Origin of the sequence: Abyssibacter sp. (assembly GCF_964229365.1) — a bacterium.
Taxonomy (GTDB): Bacteria; Pseudomonadota; Gammaproteobacteria; order Nevskiales; family OUC007; genus Abyssibacter.
The window spans coordinates 21,659-41,507 of record NZ_CAXRDQ010000026.1 but is presented as its reverse complement, the minus strand read 5'-3'; the positions used below and the strand labels follow the sequence as shown (position 1 = coordinate 41,507).

Below are 19,849 nucleotides of genomic sequence, written 5' to 3'. Positions count from 1 at the left end.
TTCAGTCAGAGCTTGCCTACGGTGTCTGACTGGGTTTCCGGCGCGGCTGCTTGGAACGATGACAGCGACAGGCAGCTACGGTAGACGCGGCGCAGGTTCGGGTAGTCCGACAAATCCAGCTTCGTCGCCAATCCATTGTGGATCTGCGGCACCAGACAAACATCGGCCAGCGTCGGCGTGTGGCCGAACGCGAAGTCGTTCTCCGACTCCTGTGCCAGCATCCACTCCATCGCCGCGAAGCCCTTGTGCGCCCAGTGCTCGAACCATTGACGGCGAGCGTCATAGGGCACGGACATCTGGTCACGCATGTAGCGGAATACGCGCACGATGTTCAGCGGATTCATGTCCGCCACCGCAATCTGCGCAAAGGAGCGCACCTTGGCGCGCAGGCGCAAATCCTCTGGCAGCAACGGCCGCTCGGGATAACGTTCGTCCAGATACTCCAGAATCGCGAACGACTGGGTGATGATCAGATCCTGGTCAACCACCAGCGCAGGCACCAGACCCTGCGGGTTCAGCCACAGGTATTCCATCTTCAGATGCTCGCCCGCATCGGAATCCACGTAGACGGGTTCGTAGGGCACGCCCTTGTAGTTCAGCGCAATGCGCACGCGATGCGTCGAGACGCTTCTGTAATTCGTGTAGAGCTTCAACATGTCTTGATCAGCGCTTCGGCCAGAGCCAGGCGGCGCCCCGCACACCTGACGAGTCTCCATATCGGGCACGCAGCAGACGGGTTTGAATCACGTCGCTGAACACCCACTGTTGCCACAGTTCGGGCACGCGAGCATACAGCCAATCGACATTCGACAAGCCGCCGCCGAGCACGATGGCGTCCGGGTCCAGCAGATTGATGATTGACGACAGGCCGCGTGCCAGCCGATTCGCATAGCGTTCGCGGCTTGCCAATGCTGCCGCATCACCGGCATCCGCGCGCTCGATGACATCGCGCCCGGCCACCTGCTCGCCTGTCGTATGCCGGTGCTGCAACGCCAATCCGGTTCCCGACAGGTAGGTTTCCATGCAGCCACGACGACCGCACCAGCAATCGTGACCGGGGGACTCCTGCGGATCCTCAGGGTCCGGCCACGGCAGGGGGTTGTGCCCCCACTCGCCGCCGATGCCGTTAACACCCGCGCGCAGCTTGCCGTCGATCACCACACCGCCGCCGCAGCCAGTGCCCAAGATCACGCCGAACACCACCGAACAGCCGGCGGCGGCGCCATCGGACGCCTCGGACAGAGTCAAACAATTGGCATCGTTGGCGATACGGACCTGGCGCCCCAGACGTTGCTGGATGTCGTCCACGAAGGGCTGGCCGTTCATCACGACGGTATTCGAGTTTCGGAGGCGGCCGGTCCGCGGCGACAGGCTGCCAGGCGTGCCGATACCGACCGGCAGAGACGTGGCCCCGACCTCCTGCTCCACCGCAGCGATCAACGCGGTGATAGTGTCCAGAATAGCGTGGTAGGAGTCTCGCGGCGTCGGCATGCGTTGCCGCGCAATGACGGCGGAGTCGCCATCCAGCACGACCGCCTCGATCTTTGTGCCGCCAAGATCAACGCCGACCCGCAATCCGGATTTGTCCTGAGTGATGAGCCTGCGCCTCCGCCGTGGTCCAAATGGTCAGCGCAGGGAACGCCGCGCCTGATGGCCTAGTGTTCACAGCCAGGGCCGTGCGGGCAAGCCGATAGGCCGCGATGCGACCATGGAGGCTCAGTTCCAGCAGTCCGCAGGTGTCTGATTGCCGAGGGCGGTGACTTGCAGCGTGGCACAGGACGTGCCGGAGTCGGAGTCCGCGCTCTGGTTGCTCTGGGCGGTCGCGGTGATCGTGTAATCCGTGTTCCGACCATTGGTCTGCGTGAACGCGATGGCGACGTTGTACCAGGTGGTCGATGCCGCATTCGTCGCCGACGACAGCGCCGCGGCTTCGTTCGCGTTGTCGGTACTTGGGTACTGGTTGTTCTTGCTGTACCAGCGTTCCAGCCACTGCGCCATTTCACCCATGTTGGCCATGACCGCGGCGCGACGGGTTTGCTGCACGTAGCGCGTGTACGACGGAAACGCGATGGACGCGAGAATGGCGATGATCGCCACGGCAATCATCAATTCGACCAGGGAGAACCCACTCCGCCGCTCGCTCATCGCAGTTCTCTCCAGGTCGCACGCTGGCGCTCGAAGCCTCCCGGCTCGGTCAGCACGGAGTTGATTTGCCCTTCGCCGTCACGCGCCAGGTTCACTTCCTGCCCCGTCGGCGTCAGCAGGACCTGCGGCAGCTCGGAGATCGAATCGTTCTGCACGGCCGAAGGCGGCAGATCATCCACGTAGTTCGAATAGGGCGCGATCAGGGTCCGTCCACCGGTACCCGCATCCAGCCGATAGAACCACGACTTGCCCTCGAACTGACAAAGCGATTCACCCGGCACGACCGACGCGAAGGCAATCTGCCCGTTGCGCAGCCGCGGATCGCCGAGGATGCGTTCGCCGTTGTTGTCCGCCTGGCCGTCCACCAGCATGTCGAGCTTCCAGCCCAGATGCGTATCGGCACCGGTGTTGGTGTCGCTACGCCAGTTGGCCAGATTGTCGCTGGTCACGCGGAACGTCGCCGGCTCCGTTTCGCCATCGCCATCGATGTCCGCCTCCTGCGTCTCCTCGGCTACGATGCTCTGCGCGAGCAGATCCGCATCCTCGATCGTCGGCGCCGTGGTGCCGCCGTCGTACTTGTCCCAGATGCCGTAAAAGGTCTGCGTCGGAAGCCCCTCCGCGGTCAGATCCTCCAGCTCATGGAACTTGCCGGTGCCGAACAACAGCATGTAGCCCTGCCCGCTCGGATGGAAGGTGACTTCGGGACGGGTCGCGATGGGCTGCATGCTGGACGAGGCCACCGAGGCATCGAACAGCGGCTGCGGCTCGTTGCCATCACGGAACGCGAAACCCCAGTTCGACGGATCGGGATCGTCGACATCGATGCGCCACAGCGCGCCTCTCGAGTCCCCGGCGTAGAGCCGGTCGATGATGCCGTCGCCGTCGAGATCAACCGGCGCGACATCGGCCATGCCGTTGGGACGCGCCAACGGAATCGACAGCTCGCTCACCGCGCTGACATCGCCAAGGTCGGGCACGGATGCGGAGATCGGCTTGTCCGTCGGGTTGGTCAACACGCTGGGCGACAGGAAGGAGCCTGATCCGGTGTCGAAGACATAGCCCGCATCGTCCGGACGGTACATCCCGGTCGCCAGATCGATAATGAAGACCACCGCGTTTCCGGTAGCGCTGACCCCGAGGTTCAGCAACGCAGGATTGCTCTGGTCACTGAGTTGCAGGTCCAGATCGGTATTGTGATAACCGTTGCCGATGACCGTCGCCCAACGGCCATCCGCCAGCCGGACAATATTCGGCTGGCCGAAGGTGTAACCGAGTTCAGGGGAACCCGGATACTCATCAACGCCGAGCAACGCCTCCAACAGTGTATCGACCAGATCCGTCACAGTGGGCAGCAATGGCAGATCGAACAGAATATCTGTCACGCCCAACAGATCAGAAACGAGGGCCAGCACGGGACTGGCAACCGTCAGCAAAAGGTCGGTCAGATCGGTCACCAGCGAGCAGACCACGTCCAAAGGCCCGAGAATCGCCTGGCACAAAGGCTCGACGGTACTGTCGATGACGCCCTGGATCAACGCGGGGTCCAGCACTTCGCCCAGGATGTCGTACAAACCGTCGGTCAGCAGACCCTGCAGCAGGAATTTCGCGCCGGACACGACCCCGAGCAAACCGCCACCCGGGGAGTCGGTAAATTCCCAGAGCACGACCTGTTCCGCCAGTGTCTGTTGCTTGGAGAATGTATCCGCGGCGACGAAGGCCTCGGGATCGGTGATATCCAGGGCGTAGATACCCTGTCCGCCGCCCCGCAGACTGCCGACCAGGATGGTCCGCCAGCAGGACTGACCCACTCCGCAGGCCGGAAACTCGTCGTAGGCGTCGACCACGCTCATCCGGCCATCGACGTAAGTCTCGGCCTCGTAGTCCGGATTGGTCAGTTCCGAGACCTTGCCCAGCAGACGCCCCGGCACGTAGGCGAACAGCTCCTCGCCCGTCGTCGCGTCGAAGCCATGCAGCATGCCGTCGTTGGCGCCGACATAGACCATGGAACGGCGATTCGCGTTGTTCGCGCGGAAGGTGCTGTACAACTCGGTATCCGGCGTGTCACCGCCGAACAGGTCATCGAGGAACTGGTCCGAATAGTCGGTATCCGGCGGGCCCACGACCACCGGTCGGGAATGGTAGATGGGCCCCATGCGCAGGTCGCGGTTACGGAACCGCCCGCCGTTGCTTTCCTCGTTCGACTGCTCACCACGCAGATAATTGACGCGCCCCTGCGACAGTTGCCGGGACAGCCCCAGCAGGCTGTAGAGGTCGATTTCGTTCAGATAAAGCGGTGAGACCGCAGTATCCAAGAGCTCATCCAGACCCAGGCCACTGAGCGCAGATACCTCGAGGATCGGATTGAGAATCTCTTCCTGAACCGGCTCGATCGCACTCTCAAGGATAGTGCCCTCGACCGCAAGAACAACATTCAGGACCGGGTTGACCAGACCGACCAGAATTTCCAGTGTCAGGTACAGTTCCGGAGGAAGCTGCAATGCGGCTACCGCCGACAGGCGATAGTTGGGGTCGCTGAACTGCTGCCAGGAAAACGGCATCCCTTCGCGCAGGGTGGGGTCGTAGGTCAGGACCAGACGATCCGCATGCCCCTCGGAATCGATCTTCTGGTCCAGCAACTCGGCCGCGCTCCAGGCCGGCTCGCCCAGCGTCCCGTCCAGGTTGAGATCGTAAGCGATCAGGTCCCCGGTCAGTTCCTGGGCGTCGTAGGTCGCGAGAAACACGCGCTGGTTGTTCAGGATGGAGCCGGAGGTGATGCCGACCGACGTCGTGCCCTGGGAATTTCCGGGTGAAATTCTCAGCGCCTCGGCGAACTTCTCCACCAGATTCGGATCGTCCACGGCGCACTGCCGTCCCCGGCCGTTGTAGGTGGCGTGCAGCAGATCATCCAGCTGATTCACCGGCACGAAGGCGGCCGCTCCCGGATCCGGATCACCCCAGGCAACCGGGTCCGAGTTGTTCGCCGGCCGCGACAAATCGCCGTCGAGGCCCATGTCCAGCACGTAGGTCGTGATGTACTGGCGGCTGTCGAGACCGGCATTCAGATCCCGCTCGTAGTAATGCATCGCGACGTCGCCCAGCGTGTCGGTGAACGCATCCGCGTAGGCGCCCCCGTCATACTCGGTGTCACCGTCACCATCGGCGTTGGTCGGTGTCCCGTTGAACGGCGCGTTATTCACCGCGAGCGACGCCCCGGCCGAACCATTGGAAGACGGCGTGCCGGTGCTGGTCACCGACGCGCCGTTGTCGGAGGAAAAGCCATCCGTCACCAGGAGCACCGACGCCTGCTGACACTGGCCGTCATCGTCCTCGGACAGGCGCGGGCAGTTCGAATTACCGAACAGGTTGGTGCCACCGCCGCACTCGATATACGCGCCGGCGTCGAACAACGCCTTTTGCAGCGGCGTGCCCGCCGAATTGCCGCGGGTGCCGAAGATGGCATCCATGACCTGCCTGCGGTTCCCGATCGCGGGATCGTCGTTGAGCTCGACCATCTCCAGCTGGCTGTCCGGGTTGTTGTTCACGCTGGCGACGGCCATGTAGGCATCGCCCACACCGGCCATGAATTCGGACAGCCGCCCCTTGGTCCTCAACTCGCGCGAGCGGTGATACTGGAACCAGTTGGCGAAATTCTGCAGCTCGGTCGGGTCACCGATCTCGACGCGGGAGTGCGTATCGTCGGCATCGACCACGCCATTGCCGTTGGAATCGGTCCAGGAGTAGTAGTGCGCGATGCGCTCGCGCAGGTCGCGGTAAGTACCCAGCCCGAGATTGCAGAAAAACTGCGAACTCGTGCACACCCTCTCGTGCCTCACCGACACGATGTCGTCGTCCTCGGTGACCAGGTAGGTCGTGAACTCCTTCAGGGACGTCAGATTGACGGTCTTCGTCGGGTCATAGGGATCCAGACGGGCCGCCGATGCCGACGCGTCGGCAAACGCCAGACCTGCGGCATCGACGCCATAAGGCCAGGGTTCGTAGGTCTCGTTCGGGTCGTAATAAAGCGGGTTGTAGTCGCTGTTGCGCGCCCGCCAGACACCCTCGTAGTCATCACCGAGCCTCGCCTCGGAGCCGCGGAGGAAATCGTCATCCTCGTTCCAGGCATCGACGACGACCTGTGACGGAACGGCCAGGCGGTGCAGATACGCGTTGGTGTAGGACGACTCGCTGGACGGCGCGTCCACGGGAAGCGGATAAATCCAGCGATAGGTCAGCGATTCAACGCCCAGTTCACGCTGCGCGTCTTCGTCCCCGGTCAAGAAATTCGATGACATGGACAAGGAGTCGTCCAGCATCAGCATGATCATGGGCGGAGGCGACACACCCAGTTCGATGGGAGCCGCTGGAATTTGCGAACCGCCACCGGACAACGAGTCCAGCGGGAGATCCACTGCGCTGGCGGTGCCCGCCGACAGCGCGAGGGCGATCAATGCCGCGAAGCCATGCCGCACACGATTGCTCAGGACAGTCATCAGAATCGCCGGATAAAGGTGGATTGCAGCACGCGCTGGCTATCTTGCTCGGCACCAACACCTATGGCCGTCACCTCGTACAGGTAACGCTGCGTTTCGTCGCCGCGGCCCAAGGTCAGGCTGTCGCGAATGATGCGAGCCTCGCGGATCAGAAATCGCGGCTGCTCGGCGACGCCCTGCAGCGGCGCGCCACCCTGCGCCGGATCGTAAGCCGGGTTCTGCAAGGACTCGCCTTCGGTGGTCCAATCGTTCAGCGTCATCGCGATCAGGTCACCCACCGTGTCGAACTGACTTTCGACCGGCGAGATCATGAACACACCCGGAAAATCAGCGCCGCGACAAGGCGGGGTATCGCTAATGCATTCAAGCTCATGCGGCAGTTCAGCCTGGCTGTTAATCCAACGCTCGCCGTCGCGCAATCCAAGCTCTGCGGCCTGGAAGGCGATCTGGCTATCGCGATCATTGGCCGACATGCGCTCCTGGCTGACCACGGTCCGTAGCGTTGTAATCCCGATCACGGTGAGCACCAACAGCATGATCAGGCTGATCAGCAGCACGCTACCGCGCTGGCGGACAGATGATGAATGCAACTGTTTCATGACAGCAGATTCCTGAGGCTGATCGTGCGAACAAACCGGCGTTGCAAGTCCCGCTCAACGGTGGTGATGGTTTCCGAGCCGATCCGATCGATTAACGACAGCGGACGCGCGCCATACATCGTCAGAGTCAGCCGTACGCTGACGACTTCTTCCATGTTCAGTCCGGCGGTCGATGGCGACACGAAGCGATCGGCGGCTCCGTCGCCATCACCGTCGTCCCCCAGTTCGATCTGCAGGTTCAATACGTCGTTGGCGATGGGCAGCGTCGTGGCATTGCCTTGCTGAACGCCGCTGGCGTCGAGTAGCGCGGAGGAGCAGTACAGCGCCAGCCTGGACGCTTCGGCATCGGCACTATCCGATTCGGCGGCCGCTGCGGTCGCGCCTTCGGCCACGAAAAAGGTATCGACACTGGTCCAGTCACCCTGAACCGTCTGCCCGAGACAATTGAGAATCGTATTGTCGTCCAGGCCCTGGTACTGAACGGTAATGGTGTCTGAATTGGCCTTGACCGCGTCCAGCGTGGCGGCTGCGCCGCCCAGTGCCACCTGGTATTCGCGCGCGGCCGTATCCAGCGCGGTGTCGTCACCGTCGCTTGCATTCACGGCCGGATTGGTCGCACCAAATCGCAGCAACTGCAATTCTTCCGGCATGGTCCGATGCCCGGTCATGCGCAATGTCGACGCCACCGTGTCCACGGCAAACCGCGAGTTCTCGGTGAGCCTCGCCTCACCCATGATGATGTCGTTCGACGCCTGACTCCCAGCGAAGATCTGAATCACCCCCAGCGCCAGAATCGACCCCAGCGCCAGGCTGATCAGAATCTCGACAATGGAGATCCCCGACGTTGTCGACTGAGACGTATTCATGGCGCAAACACCACGTTCAGAACCGGATCGGCTTCGACAGCACCCGAGGATTGCGTCGCAGCGACGTAGTCCGCATCGATCTGACCATTACGATTTTCATCCCAGGTCAGCGAGATCGTGTACGGATCACCCGCGGCGCAGCCCGCCGCGCAACTCACCGTCGCGACCGCCCCAGGTAAACCGGAGGCAGGACTACCAAGCATCTGGTACCAGGCGTACAGATCGGCGGCCGCCAGTTCAGCCGGTGTGCATCCGGTGCCGTTCGGGAACGAGGTCTGGCAGTCGTACCCGGGGTCGTCGGGTACCTGCTGAGCGGCATAGGCGCCGCTGCGGGCAGCGCCGACGTTGGATCGCATGCGATCGGTGAGGTCCGCAGCAATGCCGGTGGCCTGCGACCGGTAGTAGGCGTTGTGATTGCTGCGCAAGCCGCCCAGTTGCAGCGAGGCCATGCCCAGCATGCCGATGGCGATCACGACCAGCGTAATCAGCACTTCCAGCAAGGTGATCCCGGATTGCGTCTTCATGATGATGGCGAAACATAGCAAGCGGAGGACGCGGAACCGGGCGACGCCTGGGCCCTGCTGACCACGGCGCGCCCGGTCAGGGCCACATCGACGAAACGCGCACGGGCGAGTACGTCCTCATCATCTTGCGTGCCCGCATCGTCGTTGATGCACAGCGCGAAACGCGAAACCGTCCCGGCCAACGCACCACGGCTGTTAAACGCGATGCTGCCGTCGCCGCTTGCCTCGCGAAACCGCACGCCGGACGCCAACGCAGGATGCACGCCGAGCAATGCGTCGATGGACGCCGCGCTCAAGGCACCATCGCCATTAATATCAACAAAGGTGATCCAACCATTTTCCCATTGCCCCTGGTCATCACAGATACAGGCGGCAGACTGCGTCGTGGCATCGCAGGTTTCCGCCGCCCCCCCACGGGCGCACATGACGACATTGCGCCGCTGGCGCGTCGCCTCGCTGCGCGCGGCATTCAGGTCCACCAGAAAGTCATTGATACCGCTGGCCGCACGCTTGCGCATCACGAAATCGGAATAGGCGGGCACAGCAAAGCTCACGACAATCGCCAGCATGGCAATGGCCACCAGCAGTTCAACCAGCGTGAATCCACCACCGGCTCGACTCCTCACAATTGTCATACCACTTCCCATGGCAAGCAGCTTACGTGCGCAGGTTAAGAAGCCGTGATGTCAGATGACGATGAGGGAGCCGAAGCCGACAAGCGGTGAGCACAAAAAAGGGCCTGCGACAGCAGGCCCTTTTTGAGCAGATGAGCGGCATTCACCACTCAGTGCAAACTTCAATGAACTACTTGCGAGCGATCTTCTTGACGTTGCCAGGCGCAAAGTAACCGTCGTCATAGTCTTCGACGGTGTGCTCCGGCTCCTCGTTGTTCATTTCCTGTACGAGATAGCGATTCGCGAGCAGGTCGTACACCGTGCCGGCGATCTGCGCCGTGGCTGGATAGCGATAGAAACTCATCGCATGGGCTTCCTGCACCCGCCACAACTGTCCGCGCTTGTCGTAGATGTCGACCAAGGCAATCTGCCAGGTGTCTTCGTCCACGTAGAAGGTGCGGCGGTCATAGACATGGCTGGTGCCGTCCTTGACCTTGGCGTCAACCACCCACACACGATGCAACTCGTAGCGCGTCAAATCCTGGTCGATATGACCCGGCTTGATGATGTCGTCGTACTCGTTGTCGTCGCTGTGCAGCTCGTAGGCGTTGTACGGAATATAAACTTCCTTCTTGCCGACCAGCTTCCAGGTATAGCGATCGGTGGCGCCATTGAACGTGTCGAGCTGATCGTTGGTCCGCAGGCCATCGGAGCCGGTACCCGGATTGTCATAGGCGACGTTCGGTGCACGGCGCAGACGACGCTGACCGGGGTTGTAAAGCCACGCACGACGCGGCTCCTTGACCTGGTCTGCGGTTTCGTGGACCAGCAGGATGCTACCGGCCTGACGCGGCGGCTCTTCGATCTGCTGCAGGAAGTACAGCAGCACATTGTTCAGGCCGTCCGGCGTCATGCCCTCTTCGGTGTAATTGAAGAGCACATCCTCCTTAAGCTTGAACAGAGAGAACGCACCACTGGTCTGCACGGCAGCCTGCACGTTGTAACGCACCAGGGACGGGCCGCGGTAACGCGTGCGGTGGTTCCACATGATCTCCTTGCCAGACTGCGGAATCGGGAAAGGAACGCCAACCGCGGCGTCGACCAGGGATTCGCCGTTATTGGCCAGGGTGGCGCGGGTGGCGTTTTCCTTGGTGGCGTCGTAGATGTACTGCGGATTAGCCGCGGAGCGGCGCGTCTCATAGACCGGAATCTTGTACGTATCAAACTTCTCGAGCATGGCCTTCTGGCCTTCGCTCAGCTTGTCTGCGTACTTGCCCATGTTCGATTTGGTGATCTCGAACTTGGGCTTGTCATCCGGCCACGGGTTTTCGAAGCGCTTGCCTTCCGGCCATTCCGGGTCATGGTAACCACCATCCCACGCGGGGATGGTCCCGGCAGCGTTACCGGCCTTCTCCGCACCCAACGGTGTCAGTTCGCCGCCCAGCTTGGCGGCTTCGTCGGCCGATACCTTGGCCTGAGCATTCATCGAAACGGTGGCCGCCATCACAGCGGCGCCAACGGCACCCAGGCGTGCAATCGATCGGGACATATCTCCTCCGATTGTGGAACGTAAAAATGATCGAATTTTCAGAAAAGCACACAAAGGATCGGTGCTCCCCTCGTGACCGAGCGACCAATACCGCGCCGTCGGTCCTGGAACCATCCCTGTCCCGGCCATTCGCATCGTGGAACATGGCGTCCCGACGATTTTGTTCTCGGATCCGACATCGTCAATTCGTGACGATCGACCCGACAGGGCGGCAGATGATAACGGCACAAGTGGCACCGTTGTACTGGCACGCCCTCCACGGGGGCCTGTCATCTGCCTCGGATGTGAAGACAAGCATTCGGCGCGATGGTTCATGCAAGGCGCCGGACCATCGTCTGAATCTCATCGATGGGAACCGCAGGACTGAACAGCCAACCCTGGACCATGTTCACACCCAAAGCATCGAGCATGTCCAGCACAACCATGCTGTCCACGAACTCGGCGACCGTCTCCTTGCCCAACACCTGCGCGGTCTCGTTGATCGAGCGCACTAGCTGGCGCCGGACCGGGTCATCCTCCATGCCTTGAACGAAGCCCCCGTCAATCTTCACGTAGTCCGCAGGCAAATCCCGCAGGTACTGGAACGAACACATGCCCGCACCGAAATCATCCAGTGAAAAACGACAGCCCAGCGCCCCGACCCGATGCATCAGGCGCCTAGCTTGCGCGATATTCCGTACCGCAATGGTTTCGGTCACCTCGAAGCAAAGTTTCTCGGGCGGTATGCCTGAGTCTTTGACCGCGCCAACCAGAAAATCCTGGAAGTTGTGATCGGATACCGAGTTCCCCGACAGGTTGATCGCAACGTGGTCAGTGCAGGACATCACGTCCCGGTGCTCGTCCATCCATCGCAAGGCACGGGTGACCATGTAGCGATCAAAGCTGTCCATGAGCCCGAACCGCTCGGCCGCGCTCAGCAGGTTCCGGGGGAACCTCACGCGATCCTGATCCCGGAAGCGCGCCAGAATCTCGAAACCATGCGGCGCCTCGGAAATCGCGCCTTCGGTCCGATAAATCGGCTGTGCGTAGAGCAGCACGGACTCGTCGCTCAACGCCCGTCGCACCGATCGCGCCGCGGTCATCACGGCTCGCGCGTCGTCGGTGTCGGACTCCTCCTCGGCGGTGAACTCCCGGACACTGCCACGCGCCGCTGACTTGGCGGCATAACAGGCCGAGCCAGCCGATGTCAGCGCGTTGAGCCACCCGCCTTCGGTGAGCGCCGAGTAGCCCACGCAACCGGTGACCGAAAGCTCGGTTTCGTCCACCGCTGGCTCAACCGCCTCCAGGCCAGCCAGCAAGTCGGCGGCTTGCTGACGTGCGCTGGCGGCGTCCACATCAAAACGGACGACGACAAATTCATCAGCGCCCACGCGGGCGAGAAGCGAGTCCGTCCCGGCCACCGTGTTCCGCAGCGCATCGGCGATCTCCCACAACACCGCATCGGCGCGCGTCTGACCGATCAACTCGTTGATGTAGCGGAAGTAATCAATATTCAGATGAAACACGAACCCCGGAGCATCGTCTGCGGGCACGCGCTGTTTGAGCATGCGTTCCAGACCACGGCGATTGAGCAGATCGGTGAGCACATCGTGATCAAGCTGGTGGGTAATCTCGGCCTGAAGCCGGTTGTGTTCGGTGACATCTTCTAAAGCTGCCAGCAATACGCGCTGGCCGCCCCGCCCCAGCACGCTCCGAACCGTGATAGCGACGTCCAACCGCTCGCCATCGGCTGTAAACACTTGTGAACTCCAGCGCTCCAACGAATCTTCGCTGTAGGCGAACTCCAAGCGAAATACCGCCTCCTCGAAGGCATGGTCGTCCATGACGCGGTGCAGGTTCATCCCGACCAGTTCGGAGACATCGCGGCCCAACAAACTCGCTGCCCGCTGGTTGGCAGACAGAATTGCCCCGTTCATTTCAAGACTGATCAGCGCGACCGGCGTGCCGTCCAAGATCGCGCGCAATGTGCGCTCGCTCTCCCGCAAGGCCTCTTCAATGCGCCGCTCTGTACCGTTGTCGCGGGCAAATATAGCGACCCGTGTGGGCGCGGATGGCGCCTCCGCCGGCAGGCGTACCGCGTGCATATGCACCAGAACTGGCTCGCCGTCCGTTCCGATCCAGGTACTGCTCCCTCGCCACTCCGAATCCCGGTGCAGCGCCGGCAGCGCCCGAGCCTGGAATGCGTCCCAGGCATCGCCCGCCATCAACTCCGGCAAGCCGATGTGCCCACCCACTCCGGTGCCGAAATCTCGGACAACCGCCGCACTGACTCCACGCGCTTCGCCCGCTTCGTCGACAACCAGCATGTAGTCCGGATGTCGACGGAGAATTTCGCGCACGATGTCCTGGGACCCACCCGGCTCGTCGCCGTCGGCCGCCACGTCGACAAACAGCGCGTGTAGACCGTCACCGGCAGCATCGAGACCGACCACACGGATTCGGCAAAGCGCCTGCAGGCCGCCATGGTTCAGGCCCATCGTGAACGGTGCGGACTCAACGCCGGTTAGCTGCTGCGACAGGCTTGGCCACGCCGCTGGCCAAGCCTCGGCCAGGGGATGATCCACAAACTGATCAGCAGACCGGCCAGTCACGGGGTCACTGCCCCACGCACGCTGCACGCGGCGCTCCGGACCGATGACAAGCACCAGCTCGGCCGCGTGGGCGATTAGCTGATCAAGCATGGTCATTCGGTACGGCCTGTCCCCGGCTAAGCTGCGCGTGGCAGACCTGCCGATTTAAACCTGAATAAGACGTGAGTATCGGTCGATCGACGTAAAGCAAACGTGAATATCCGAGCATGCAGCTACGACAATGTGGTCGTCATCGCGGTCAATCGTGAGCGAGTTGGCAAAGCCGGCGGCGAAATCAGCCGCGGCACCCGTCAGGACATCAGCTCATACGGTCCGCCACGTTCCAGCGCCGCCTGGTATGTCGGCAGCGCGTGGATACGCTTGAGAAAATCTCGCATGTTCGGGTACTTCGACTCCAGCCCGCTCCGCGCAGCGGCGGCTTCAACCGGGAAGCTCATCATGACATCGGCGGCCGTCATGGTCGGGCCGGCAAACCAGCCGGTCGCGCCCAGCGATTGCTCGATGTGATCCAGCGCCCGCTGCAGGCTAGGATTGATGAACGAGCCCTTGACCTTGCCGGAGATGCCCTTGGCAATCGGCCGGATGAAAAACGGCATGGGCGCCGTCTCGACCTTGTTGAACACCAGGGTCATGACCAGCAGCGGCATCACGCTACCTTCGGCCGCGTGCATCCAGTAGCGGTAGGCCTTCTTGTTGACAGGGTCCGCGGGAACCAGACGCCCCTGCCCGTATTGTTCGGTCAGATACTCGATGATGGCGCCGGTTTCGGCCACCACTTCGCCGTCATCGGAAATCACCGGCGACTTGCCCAGCGGGTGCACCTCCAGCAGTTCGGGTGGCGCCAGCGAGGTGTCCGGATTGCGCTGATAGCGCTGGACCTCGTAGTCCACGCCCAGTTCTTCCAGAAGCCAGAGCACACGCTGCGATCGTGAATTCTCAAGGTGATGAACGGTCAGCATGTGAATCTCCCTTCCGGCGTTATGTATGCCGCTGAAAGTAACGTGCCTGCGGGGCCGGCGGCAATCGAAAAGATGGTTTCGCAGGTCAGCGGATCGGCGCGGGGCAACCGAACTCGGTCTCGGACAGCACGCCGCGGTAGCGGTCAGGAAAGTTCGTGAACAAGCCATCGACGCACATTGCAGCCATGGCGGCGAGGTCATCCTCGCTGTTGATCGTATACGGGTGGATCGCCATGCCCAGCGAATGGGTCAGGCTGACGAGCGCCGGCGTCACCTCAGCCGAACTTGGGCCGATGCCGAAGGCATAGCTCGATGCCAGCACGACGCCCGCCGTCGCCCCGGCGGCATACAGCTGGATCAACGGCAGTTCGGCATCCAGCGCACGCATGTTGATCAACGAGGTCGGGATAAACGACTGCACCAGTACTTGGCGGTCGTTCACGGCCCCATCGTACAAATCATAGGCATGGATTAGATCCAGCAAGGTTTGCTCCACGCTGCCGCCGGTGCTCGTGTTGGGCTTGATCTCGACGTAGTACTTGATATCCGGCGCATTGCCGTAGCGCTGGAAAACCTCTTCCAGCGTCGGGATCGGCAACCCGACGTACTCCTCGCGTGCCCGGTCCGGGTTCGCCTCGTTAAACCATGTGCCGAAGTCACAGCTGCGGAGCTGTTCCAGCGTCTTATCACTGACATTGCCCGTGCAGTTCTCCACCGGGCCGCGGGCCGTGCGATCCAGCGTGTCGTCATGGATGCAAACCAACACACCATCGGCCGTGGGCAGCACGTCCTGCTCGATGTACTCGGCGCCCATCTCCAAGGCGAGGTCGTAGGCCATCAGCGTGTGCTCCGGCGCGTACCCCGACGCTCCACGATGCGCCACGATGACCTGATCGGTTTGCAGCACAGGCGGCGGCACCACCGGTTCGGGCGGCTGCGGATCAGGATCGGGGTTCTCCGCAACCGGCCCAGGTGGTAGCGGGCTAGTGCCGCAGGCGGCAAACAACAACGGCCAGACCAGCGCCAAGGCAAGGGTGTTACGCATGAGTGGGTTCCGCACAGGCTATCGATGAACTACAGCCGCCCGCATCGGGCAGGTTTATGTTCAGGCTAGCGCCTCAACATGACAGGCCAATGAGCGCGGAAAACCGGCCGCTTACACTGGCCCCATGCCTGCACCTGTCTCGACCTGCCAGCTTTGCCAGCGGGATACCCGACTGGAGTTTCATCACCTGATTCCGCGCAAGGTGCATCGCCGGGCGTGGTTCGCGAAGCGCTATTCTCGCGACGACATGCACCAGCGCGGCATCTGGTTATGCCGGCTTTGCCACCGCTTTGTTCATCGTCACTTTGATGAAGTCACGCTCGGCCGCGACTATGCGACGCTGGACCGGCTGCTGGCCGACCCCGGTGTGCAACGACACCTCCAATGGGCCGGCCGTCAGCGTCCTGGCAAGCGGTGACGATGCCTACTCGGCTGTCAGGCCGCGACGCTCCAGCAGCGGCTCGATGGCCGCGGGCCGACCGCGGAAGGCCTCGTACATCTGCTGGGCGTCGACACTGCCCCCCAGCGACAGAATGCCGTAGCGCATGCGATCACCGTTCTTCCGGCTCAATCCACCGTCTTCCTTGAACCACGCGACCGTGTCGGCATCGAGCACTTCCGACCATACGTAGGAGTAGTAGCCCGCCGAGTAACCACCAGAGAAGACGTGCGCAAAATAGGTACTGCGGTACCGAGGCGGCACCAGCTCCAGTGCCACGCCTGCCTGTTCCAGCGCCCGCATCTCGAAGGTTTCTACGTCATCCGGCATCGCATCAGGCGTGAGCTGATGCCAGGCCTGATCCAGCAACGAGGCGGCGAGATACTCGGTCGTGTCGTAGCCCTGATTGAACAACTCGGTGGACTTGTAGCGCTCGATCATCGCCGGTGGCAGCGCCTCACCGGTCTCGTAGTGGCGCGCATAGTTCGCCATCACCTCAGGCCAGAACGCCCACATTTCATGCACCTGGGATGGGTATTCGACAAAGTCACGCGGCACCGCCGTGCCCGAGAAGAACGGGTAGTGCACGTTCGAAAGCAAGCCATGCACCGCGTGCCCAAACTCGTGGAACATGGTGTTCACTTCACTCGGCGTCATCAGCACCGGACCGTCGCCTGCGGGCTTGGTGATGTTCAGATGATTCGCGACGACCGGCCGCGTCCCCAACAACCGCGACTGACGCACATAGCTGTTCATCCAAGCCCCGCCACGCTTGGTATCACGCGCAAAGGGGTCGAAGATGAAAATGCCCAGCGCCGAGCCATTGTCCTGGAACACCTCGTAGACCGTGGTGTCCGGGTGGTAGACGGGCAGATGATCACGGCGCTCGAAGCGCAGTCCATACAGCTTCTCGGCCATGAAGAACACGCCGTCCTCCAGCACCCGCTGCATCTCGAAATAAGGCTTCAGTGCAGTCTGATCGAAGTCGTAGTCTTGTTGCCGCACGATTTCGCGGTAGTAGGGCCAGTCCCAGACCTTTAGATCGAAGGACTCACCAGCCGCATCGACAGCCTGTTGCAGGCGCGCGGCTTCCTTGCCGGCGTTCGCCGCGCTGGGTTTTGCCAGCTTGGCCAGCAGCTTGTTGACGGCATCGGCCGTACCCGCGGTGGCATTCGCGAGCACATAATCAGCGTGGGTGTCGTAGCCCAGCAACCGAGCCCGCTCGGCACGCAAGGCAACGATCGCCTGCAGCACCGGGCGGTTGTCCAGGGTTCCATCGGTATTGCCGCGCTGGATGGAGGCCCGATGCAGGCGCTCGCGCAACGCGCGATTCTCAAGCTCAGCCAGTTGTGGCTGTAAGGTCGGCAGCTGCAGGGTCAGCACATAGCCATCAACGCCGCGGCTCTTCGCCATCGCGGCGGCGGCCTCAATCGCCGATTCCGACAGCCCGGCGAGCTGCGCAGGATCGTCCACCACGACCGCGAGCTCGTTCGTGTGTTTCAGCAAGTTCTGCTGGAACTGTGTCGTCAGCCGTGACAACTCGGTGTTGATCTCACGCAGCCGTTGCTGATCATCCGCGCCCAGACGCGCGCCGGCGCGAACGAAGCTCACGTGGTAGCGCTCCAGCAAACGCGATGCCTCGGCATCCAGCCCCAGGCTGCCCCGTTCGCGATACAGCGTGTCGATGCGCTCGAACAGTTTGGTGTTGAGAAAAATCTTGTCCCGATGGGCAGCCAGTTGCGGCGAGATGGTTTCGTCGATGGCCTGCAAGGCCTCGGTGCCGTGAGTCCCGACCAGGTTGTAGAACACCGTCTGAACCCGATTCAGCGTCCGCCCGCTTTTCTCCAGCGCAACAATGGTGTTGTCGAAGGTCGGGGCCTCCGACTGGCTGGCGATGGTGTCGACCTGCTCGAGCGACTCCTCCATGCCGACCTCGAAGGCCGGCATGAAATGGTCCGGCTTGATTCGGTCGAACGGCGGATACTCGTAAGGCAGCGGACTGGGCTGCAAGAGTGGATTGCTGGCGGTTTTCATGATGGGAAGCGGATGATTCGCGCAGGCCGTTAGCGTGGCCGCGACCAATAGGGAAATGATTCGCATGATGTCCTGGTCTTTTATTCGGGTCGGCCGTCACCGCGAGCGGATGACCGGTCGTTGGGGGCAGTCTAACCAATCACGGCACTTGGTTGGTCGAACCGCACGGATCGAATAGCGAGGGTTGCGAGACCGCTGGCGCGGGTTGCATGAGTTGCTGAAATCCAACGCCGACCAGGCGATACAACGTGGTCGCCGGGAGATCGACGCGATGACGCAGTGCCAGCACGCTCTGGGTGAAGGCTTCCAGAGAAGGCGGCGGGGCCACCAGCGTCTGTTGCCGCGTTAGCGTGACAAAGGCGCGAGTTTTCAGCTTGAGGAGGACCGTTCTGGAGCGATACTGCTCACGCTCGGCCTGCTGCCAGACCTTCTGCGCCAACCGACGGATGTCGGGTTCTAGCTCCGACAATGGCCGGTCATCGCTGAAGGTGTCCTCGGCCGACAGCGACTTGCGCCTGCGCTCCGTGCGCACGGGTGAATCGTCCTGCCCCCAGGCAAGCTGCAGCAAGCGTTCGGCATACTGCCCCAGCTGTTGGTGCAGCACCGGCACATCGCTGCGCCGAAGATCGCCTGCCGTTTGAATGCCCAACGCCTCCAGCTTGCCTTGCGTGACCCGGCCCACACCGGGAATCTTGGCGACTGGCAACGGTTCGAGAAAGGCATCCACCCGGTGTGGCGGCACGACGAAAAGGCCATCCGGCTTGCGCCAGTCCGAGGCAATCTTGGCGATGAACTTGTTCGGGGCCACACCCGCCGAGGCGGTCAGTGCAAGCTCTTCGCGAATCGCGCTCCGTATCGCCTCGGCGACTTCCGTCGCGGTGGCCAGACCACCGCGTTGTTCGGTGACGTCCAGATACGCCTCGTCCAGCGACAAGGGTTCGATCTGGTCGGTGTAGCGGCGATAAATGGCTTGCACCTGCCGCGAGACCGCCTTGTATCGCTTGAAATCCGGCGGAATGAACTCGGCATGAGGGCACAGGCGAGCGGCTCGCATCGCTGGCATGGCAGAGCGGATACCGAAGCGGCGCGCCTCGTACGATGCCGCACAAACCACCGACCGTGGCCCCTTCCAGGCAACAACGGTCGGCCGACCGATCAACTCCGGTCGGTCACGCTGCTCGACCGACGCGTAAAACGCATCCATATCGATATGAACAATCTTGCGCACGACAGCCACGATACCTGAGTCAGACTTAGATTCAGGCCACAGAAATCTGCTGCTTCATTGAGACAAGATGGCGGCGCGTCGGGCGCCCGTGACAGGACTAGTTGTTGGCGGAAAGATCCGGAGCCGTATCGATCTTCTGCGACCAACGCCGCACACGGCGGCGGCGCGCGTCGATCAGCAGCGCACTGGAGACCACCCACATCAGCAGCGCAGCGACAGAAAACTCGGTCCAGGAATCCAGCACGTACAACAACGACAGCAGGTAGGCTCCCGCCAGGCTGCCTAGAGCGGCCAATGACACGCGGCCAATCATCTCGCCATACGATTCGGTGAGTCCGCAATCGACCACGGCGCGACTGAGTGAATTGACGGTCACGCGTTGACCCGTCCGCTTGTTGACCAAGCTGAGAAAGCGAATCACCTTGCCGTCGGAGAGCACGCGCGTCTGGATCACGTCGTCCACCTTGGCTTCAAACAGGCCTGGCTCTAGCGACAGTTCATGGTCGTAACTGTCGTCATCCTCCAGCCACAGGGCGTGGAACATGACGGTGTCGTCCATGACGTCATCTCCCTCGCGTCGGCCAGGTCGCAGATGACTGGCCGAAACCCGCATCTCGGAGAGCTCAACAACGGCCTTGGCCTCGTTAATCTTGAGCAGAAATTTCTGGCGTGATTGAGGCATGACGATCTCTCCGATGGACCGCATGCACCTTAAGCGGCATTCGTGCCATCCGACATAGTAAATACAACGAACAGCCGGTCGATG

The 19,849-nt window shown here is 62.0% G+C and carries 16 protein-coding genes; 1 reads left to right on the top strand and 15 read right to left on the bottom strand.

The features are described from left to right. Positions 1-5 precede the first annotated feature (5 nt). The 12 genes from maiA to ACE1EY_RS03850 form a co-directional block, all read right to left on the bottom strand. Positions 6-656 carry a maleylacetoacetate isomerase gene (maiA, locus tag ACE1EY_RS03905; protein WP_291513222.1) on the bottom strand — a complete coding sequence of 217 codons (651 nt, stop codon included), beginning with the start codon at positions 654-656 and terminating at the stop codon, positions 6-8. Positions 657-663: 7 nt separating this feature from the next. After that, on the bottom strand, positions 664-1,575 hold the full coding sequence (locus ACE1EY_RS03900; protein WP_291513223.1) for an ROK family protein: 912 nt from the start codon (positions 1,573-1,575) through the stop codon (positions 664-666). Between the two features lie 141 nt (positions 1,576-1,716). Next, positions 1,717-2,145 (bottom strand): type IV pilin protein, encoded by a 429-nt coding sequence (locus tag ACE1EY_RS03895; protein WP_291513224.1) that lies wholly within the window; start codon positions 2,143-2,145, stop codon positions 1,717-1,719. Further along, complete coding sequence (locus ACE1EY_RS03890; protein ID WP_370299531.1) at positions 2,142-6,635, bottom strand: pilus assembly protein; 4,494 nt, start codon at positions 6,633-6,635, stop codon at positions 2,142-2,144. The genes ACE1EY_RS03895 and ACE1EY_RS03890 overlap by 4 nt, the downstream gene beginning before the upstream one ends. Next, complete coding sequence (locus ACE1EY_RS03885; protein ID WP_370299530.1) at positions 6,635-7,234, bottom strand: PilX N-terminal domain-containing pilus assembly protein; 600 nt, start codon at positions 7,232-7,234, stop codon at positions 6,635-6,637. The genes ACE1EY_RS03890 and ACE1EY_RS03885 overlap by 1 nt, the downstream gene beginning before the upstream one ends. Continuing rightward, entirely contained in the window at positions 7,231-8,100 is an 870-nt protein-coding gene (locus tag ACE1EY_RS03880) for a PilW family protein (protein ID WP_370299529.1), read from the bottom strand. Before ACE1EY_RS03880 ends, ACE1EY_RS03885 begins: the two co-directional genes overlap by 4 nt. Further along, entirely contained in the window at positions 8,097-8,624 is a 528-nt protein-coding gene (gene pilV / locus ACE1EY_RS03875; RefSeq protein WP_291515250.1) for a type IV pilus modification protein PilV, read from the bottom strand. Before pilV ends, ACE1EY_RS03880 begins: the two co-directional genes overlap by 4 nt. Continuing rightward, a complete protein-coding gene (locus ACE1EY_RS03870) occupies positions 8,621-9,259 on the bottom strand; it encodes a GspH/FimT family pseudopilin (protein WP_370299528.1) in 639 nt (212 codons plus the stop codon). Before ACE1EY_RS03870 ends, pilV begins: the two co-directional genes overlap by 4 nt. Before the next feature lie 169 nt (positions 9,260-9,428). Beyond that, entirely contained in the window at positions 9,429-10,787 is a 1,359-nt protein-coding gene (locus ACE1EY_RS03865; protein WP_370299527.1) for a DUF1329 domain-containing protein, read from the bottom strand. Between the two features lie 311 nt (positions 10,788-11,098). Beyond that, on the bottom strand, positions 11,099-13,468 hold the full coding sequence (locus ACE1EY_RS03860; protein ID WP_370299526.1) for a putative bifunctional diguanylate cyclase/phosphodiesterase: 2,370 nt from the start codon (positions 13,466-13,468) through the stop codon (positions 11,099-11,101). 200 nt (positions 13,469-13,668) lie between these two features. Then, on the bottom strand, positions 13,669-14,337 hold the full coding sequence (locus ACE1EY_RS03855) for a glutathione S-transferase family protein (protein WP_370299525.1): 669 nt from the start codon (positions 14,335-14,337) through the stop codon (positions 13,669-13,671). 85 nt (positions 14,338-14,422) lie between these two features. Then, positions 14,423-15,382 carry a glycerophosphodiester phosphodiesterase family protein gene (locus ACE1EY_RS03850; protein WP_370299524.1) on the bottom strand — a complete coding sequence of 320 codons (960 nt, stop codon included), beginning with the start codon at positions 15,380-15,382 and terminating at the stop codon, positions 14,423-14,425. 124 nt (positions 15,383-15,506) lie between these two features. On the opposite strand from ACE1EY_RS03850, the gene ACE1EY_RS03845 reads away from it, so the two are divergent. Beyond that, positions 15,507-15,800 carry a hypothetical protein gene (locus ACE1EY_RS03845; RefSeq protein ID WP_291514404.1) on the top strand — a complete coding sequence of 98 codons (294 nt, stop codon included), beginning with the start codon at positions 15,507-15,509 and terminating at the stop codon, positions 15,798-15,800. Between the two features lie 6 nt (positions 15,801-15,806). Here the strand turns inward: ACE1EY_RS03845 and ACE1EY_RS03840 are convergent, their stop codons facing one another. The 3 genes from ACE1EY_RS03840 to ACE1EY_RS03830 form a co-directional block, all read right to left on the bottom strand. Continuing rightward, a complete protein-coding gene (locus tag ACE1EY_RS03840; protein ID WP_370299523.1) occupies positions 15,807-17,921 on the bottom strand; it encodes a M3 family metallopeptidase in 2,115 nt (704 codons plus the stop codon). Positions 17,922-17,994: 73 nt separating this feature from the next. After that, a complete protein-coding gene (gene dinB / locus ACE1EY_RS03835; RefSeq protein ID WP_370299522.1) occupies positions 17,995-19,083 on the bottom strand; it encodes a DNA polymerase IV in 1,089 nt (362 codons plus the stop codon). Between the two features lie 97 nt (positions 19,084-19,180). Next, on the bottom strand, positions 19,181-19,765 hold the full coding sequence (locus tag ACE1EY_RS03830) for a hypothetical protein (protein WP_370299521.1): 585 nt from the start codon (positions 19,763-19,765) through the stop codon (positions 19,181-19,183). Between the last annotated feature and the right edge of the window lie 84 nt (positions 19,766-19,849).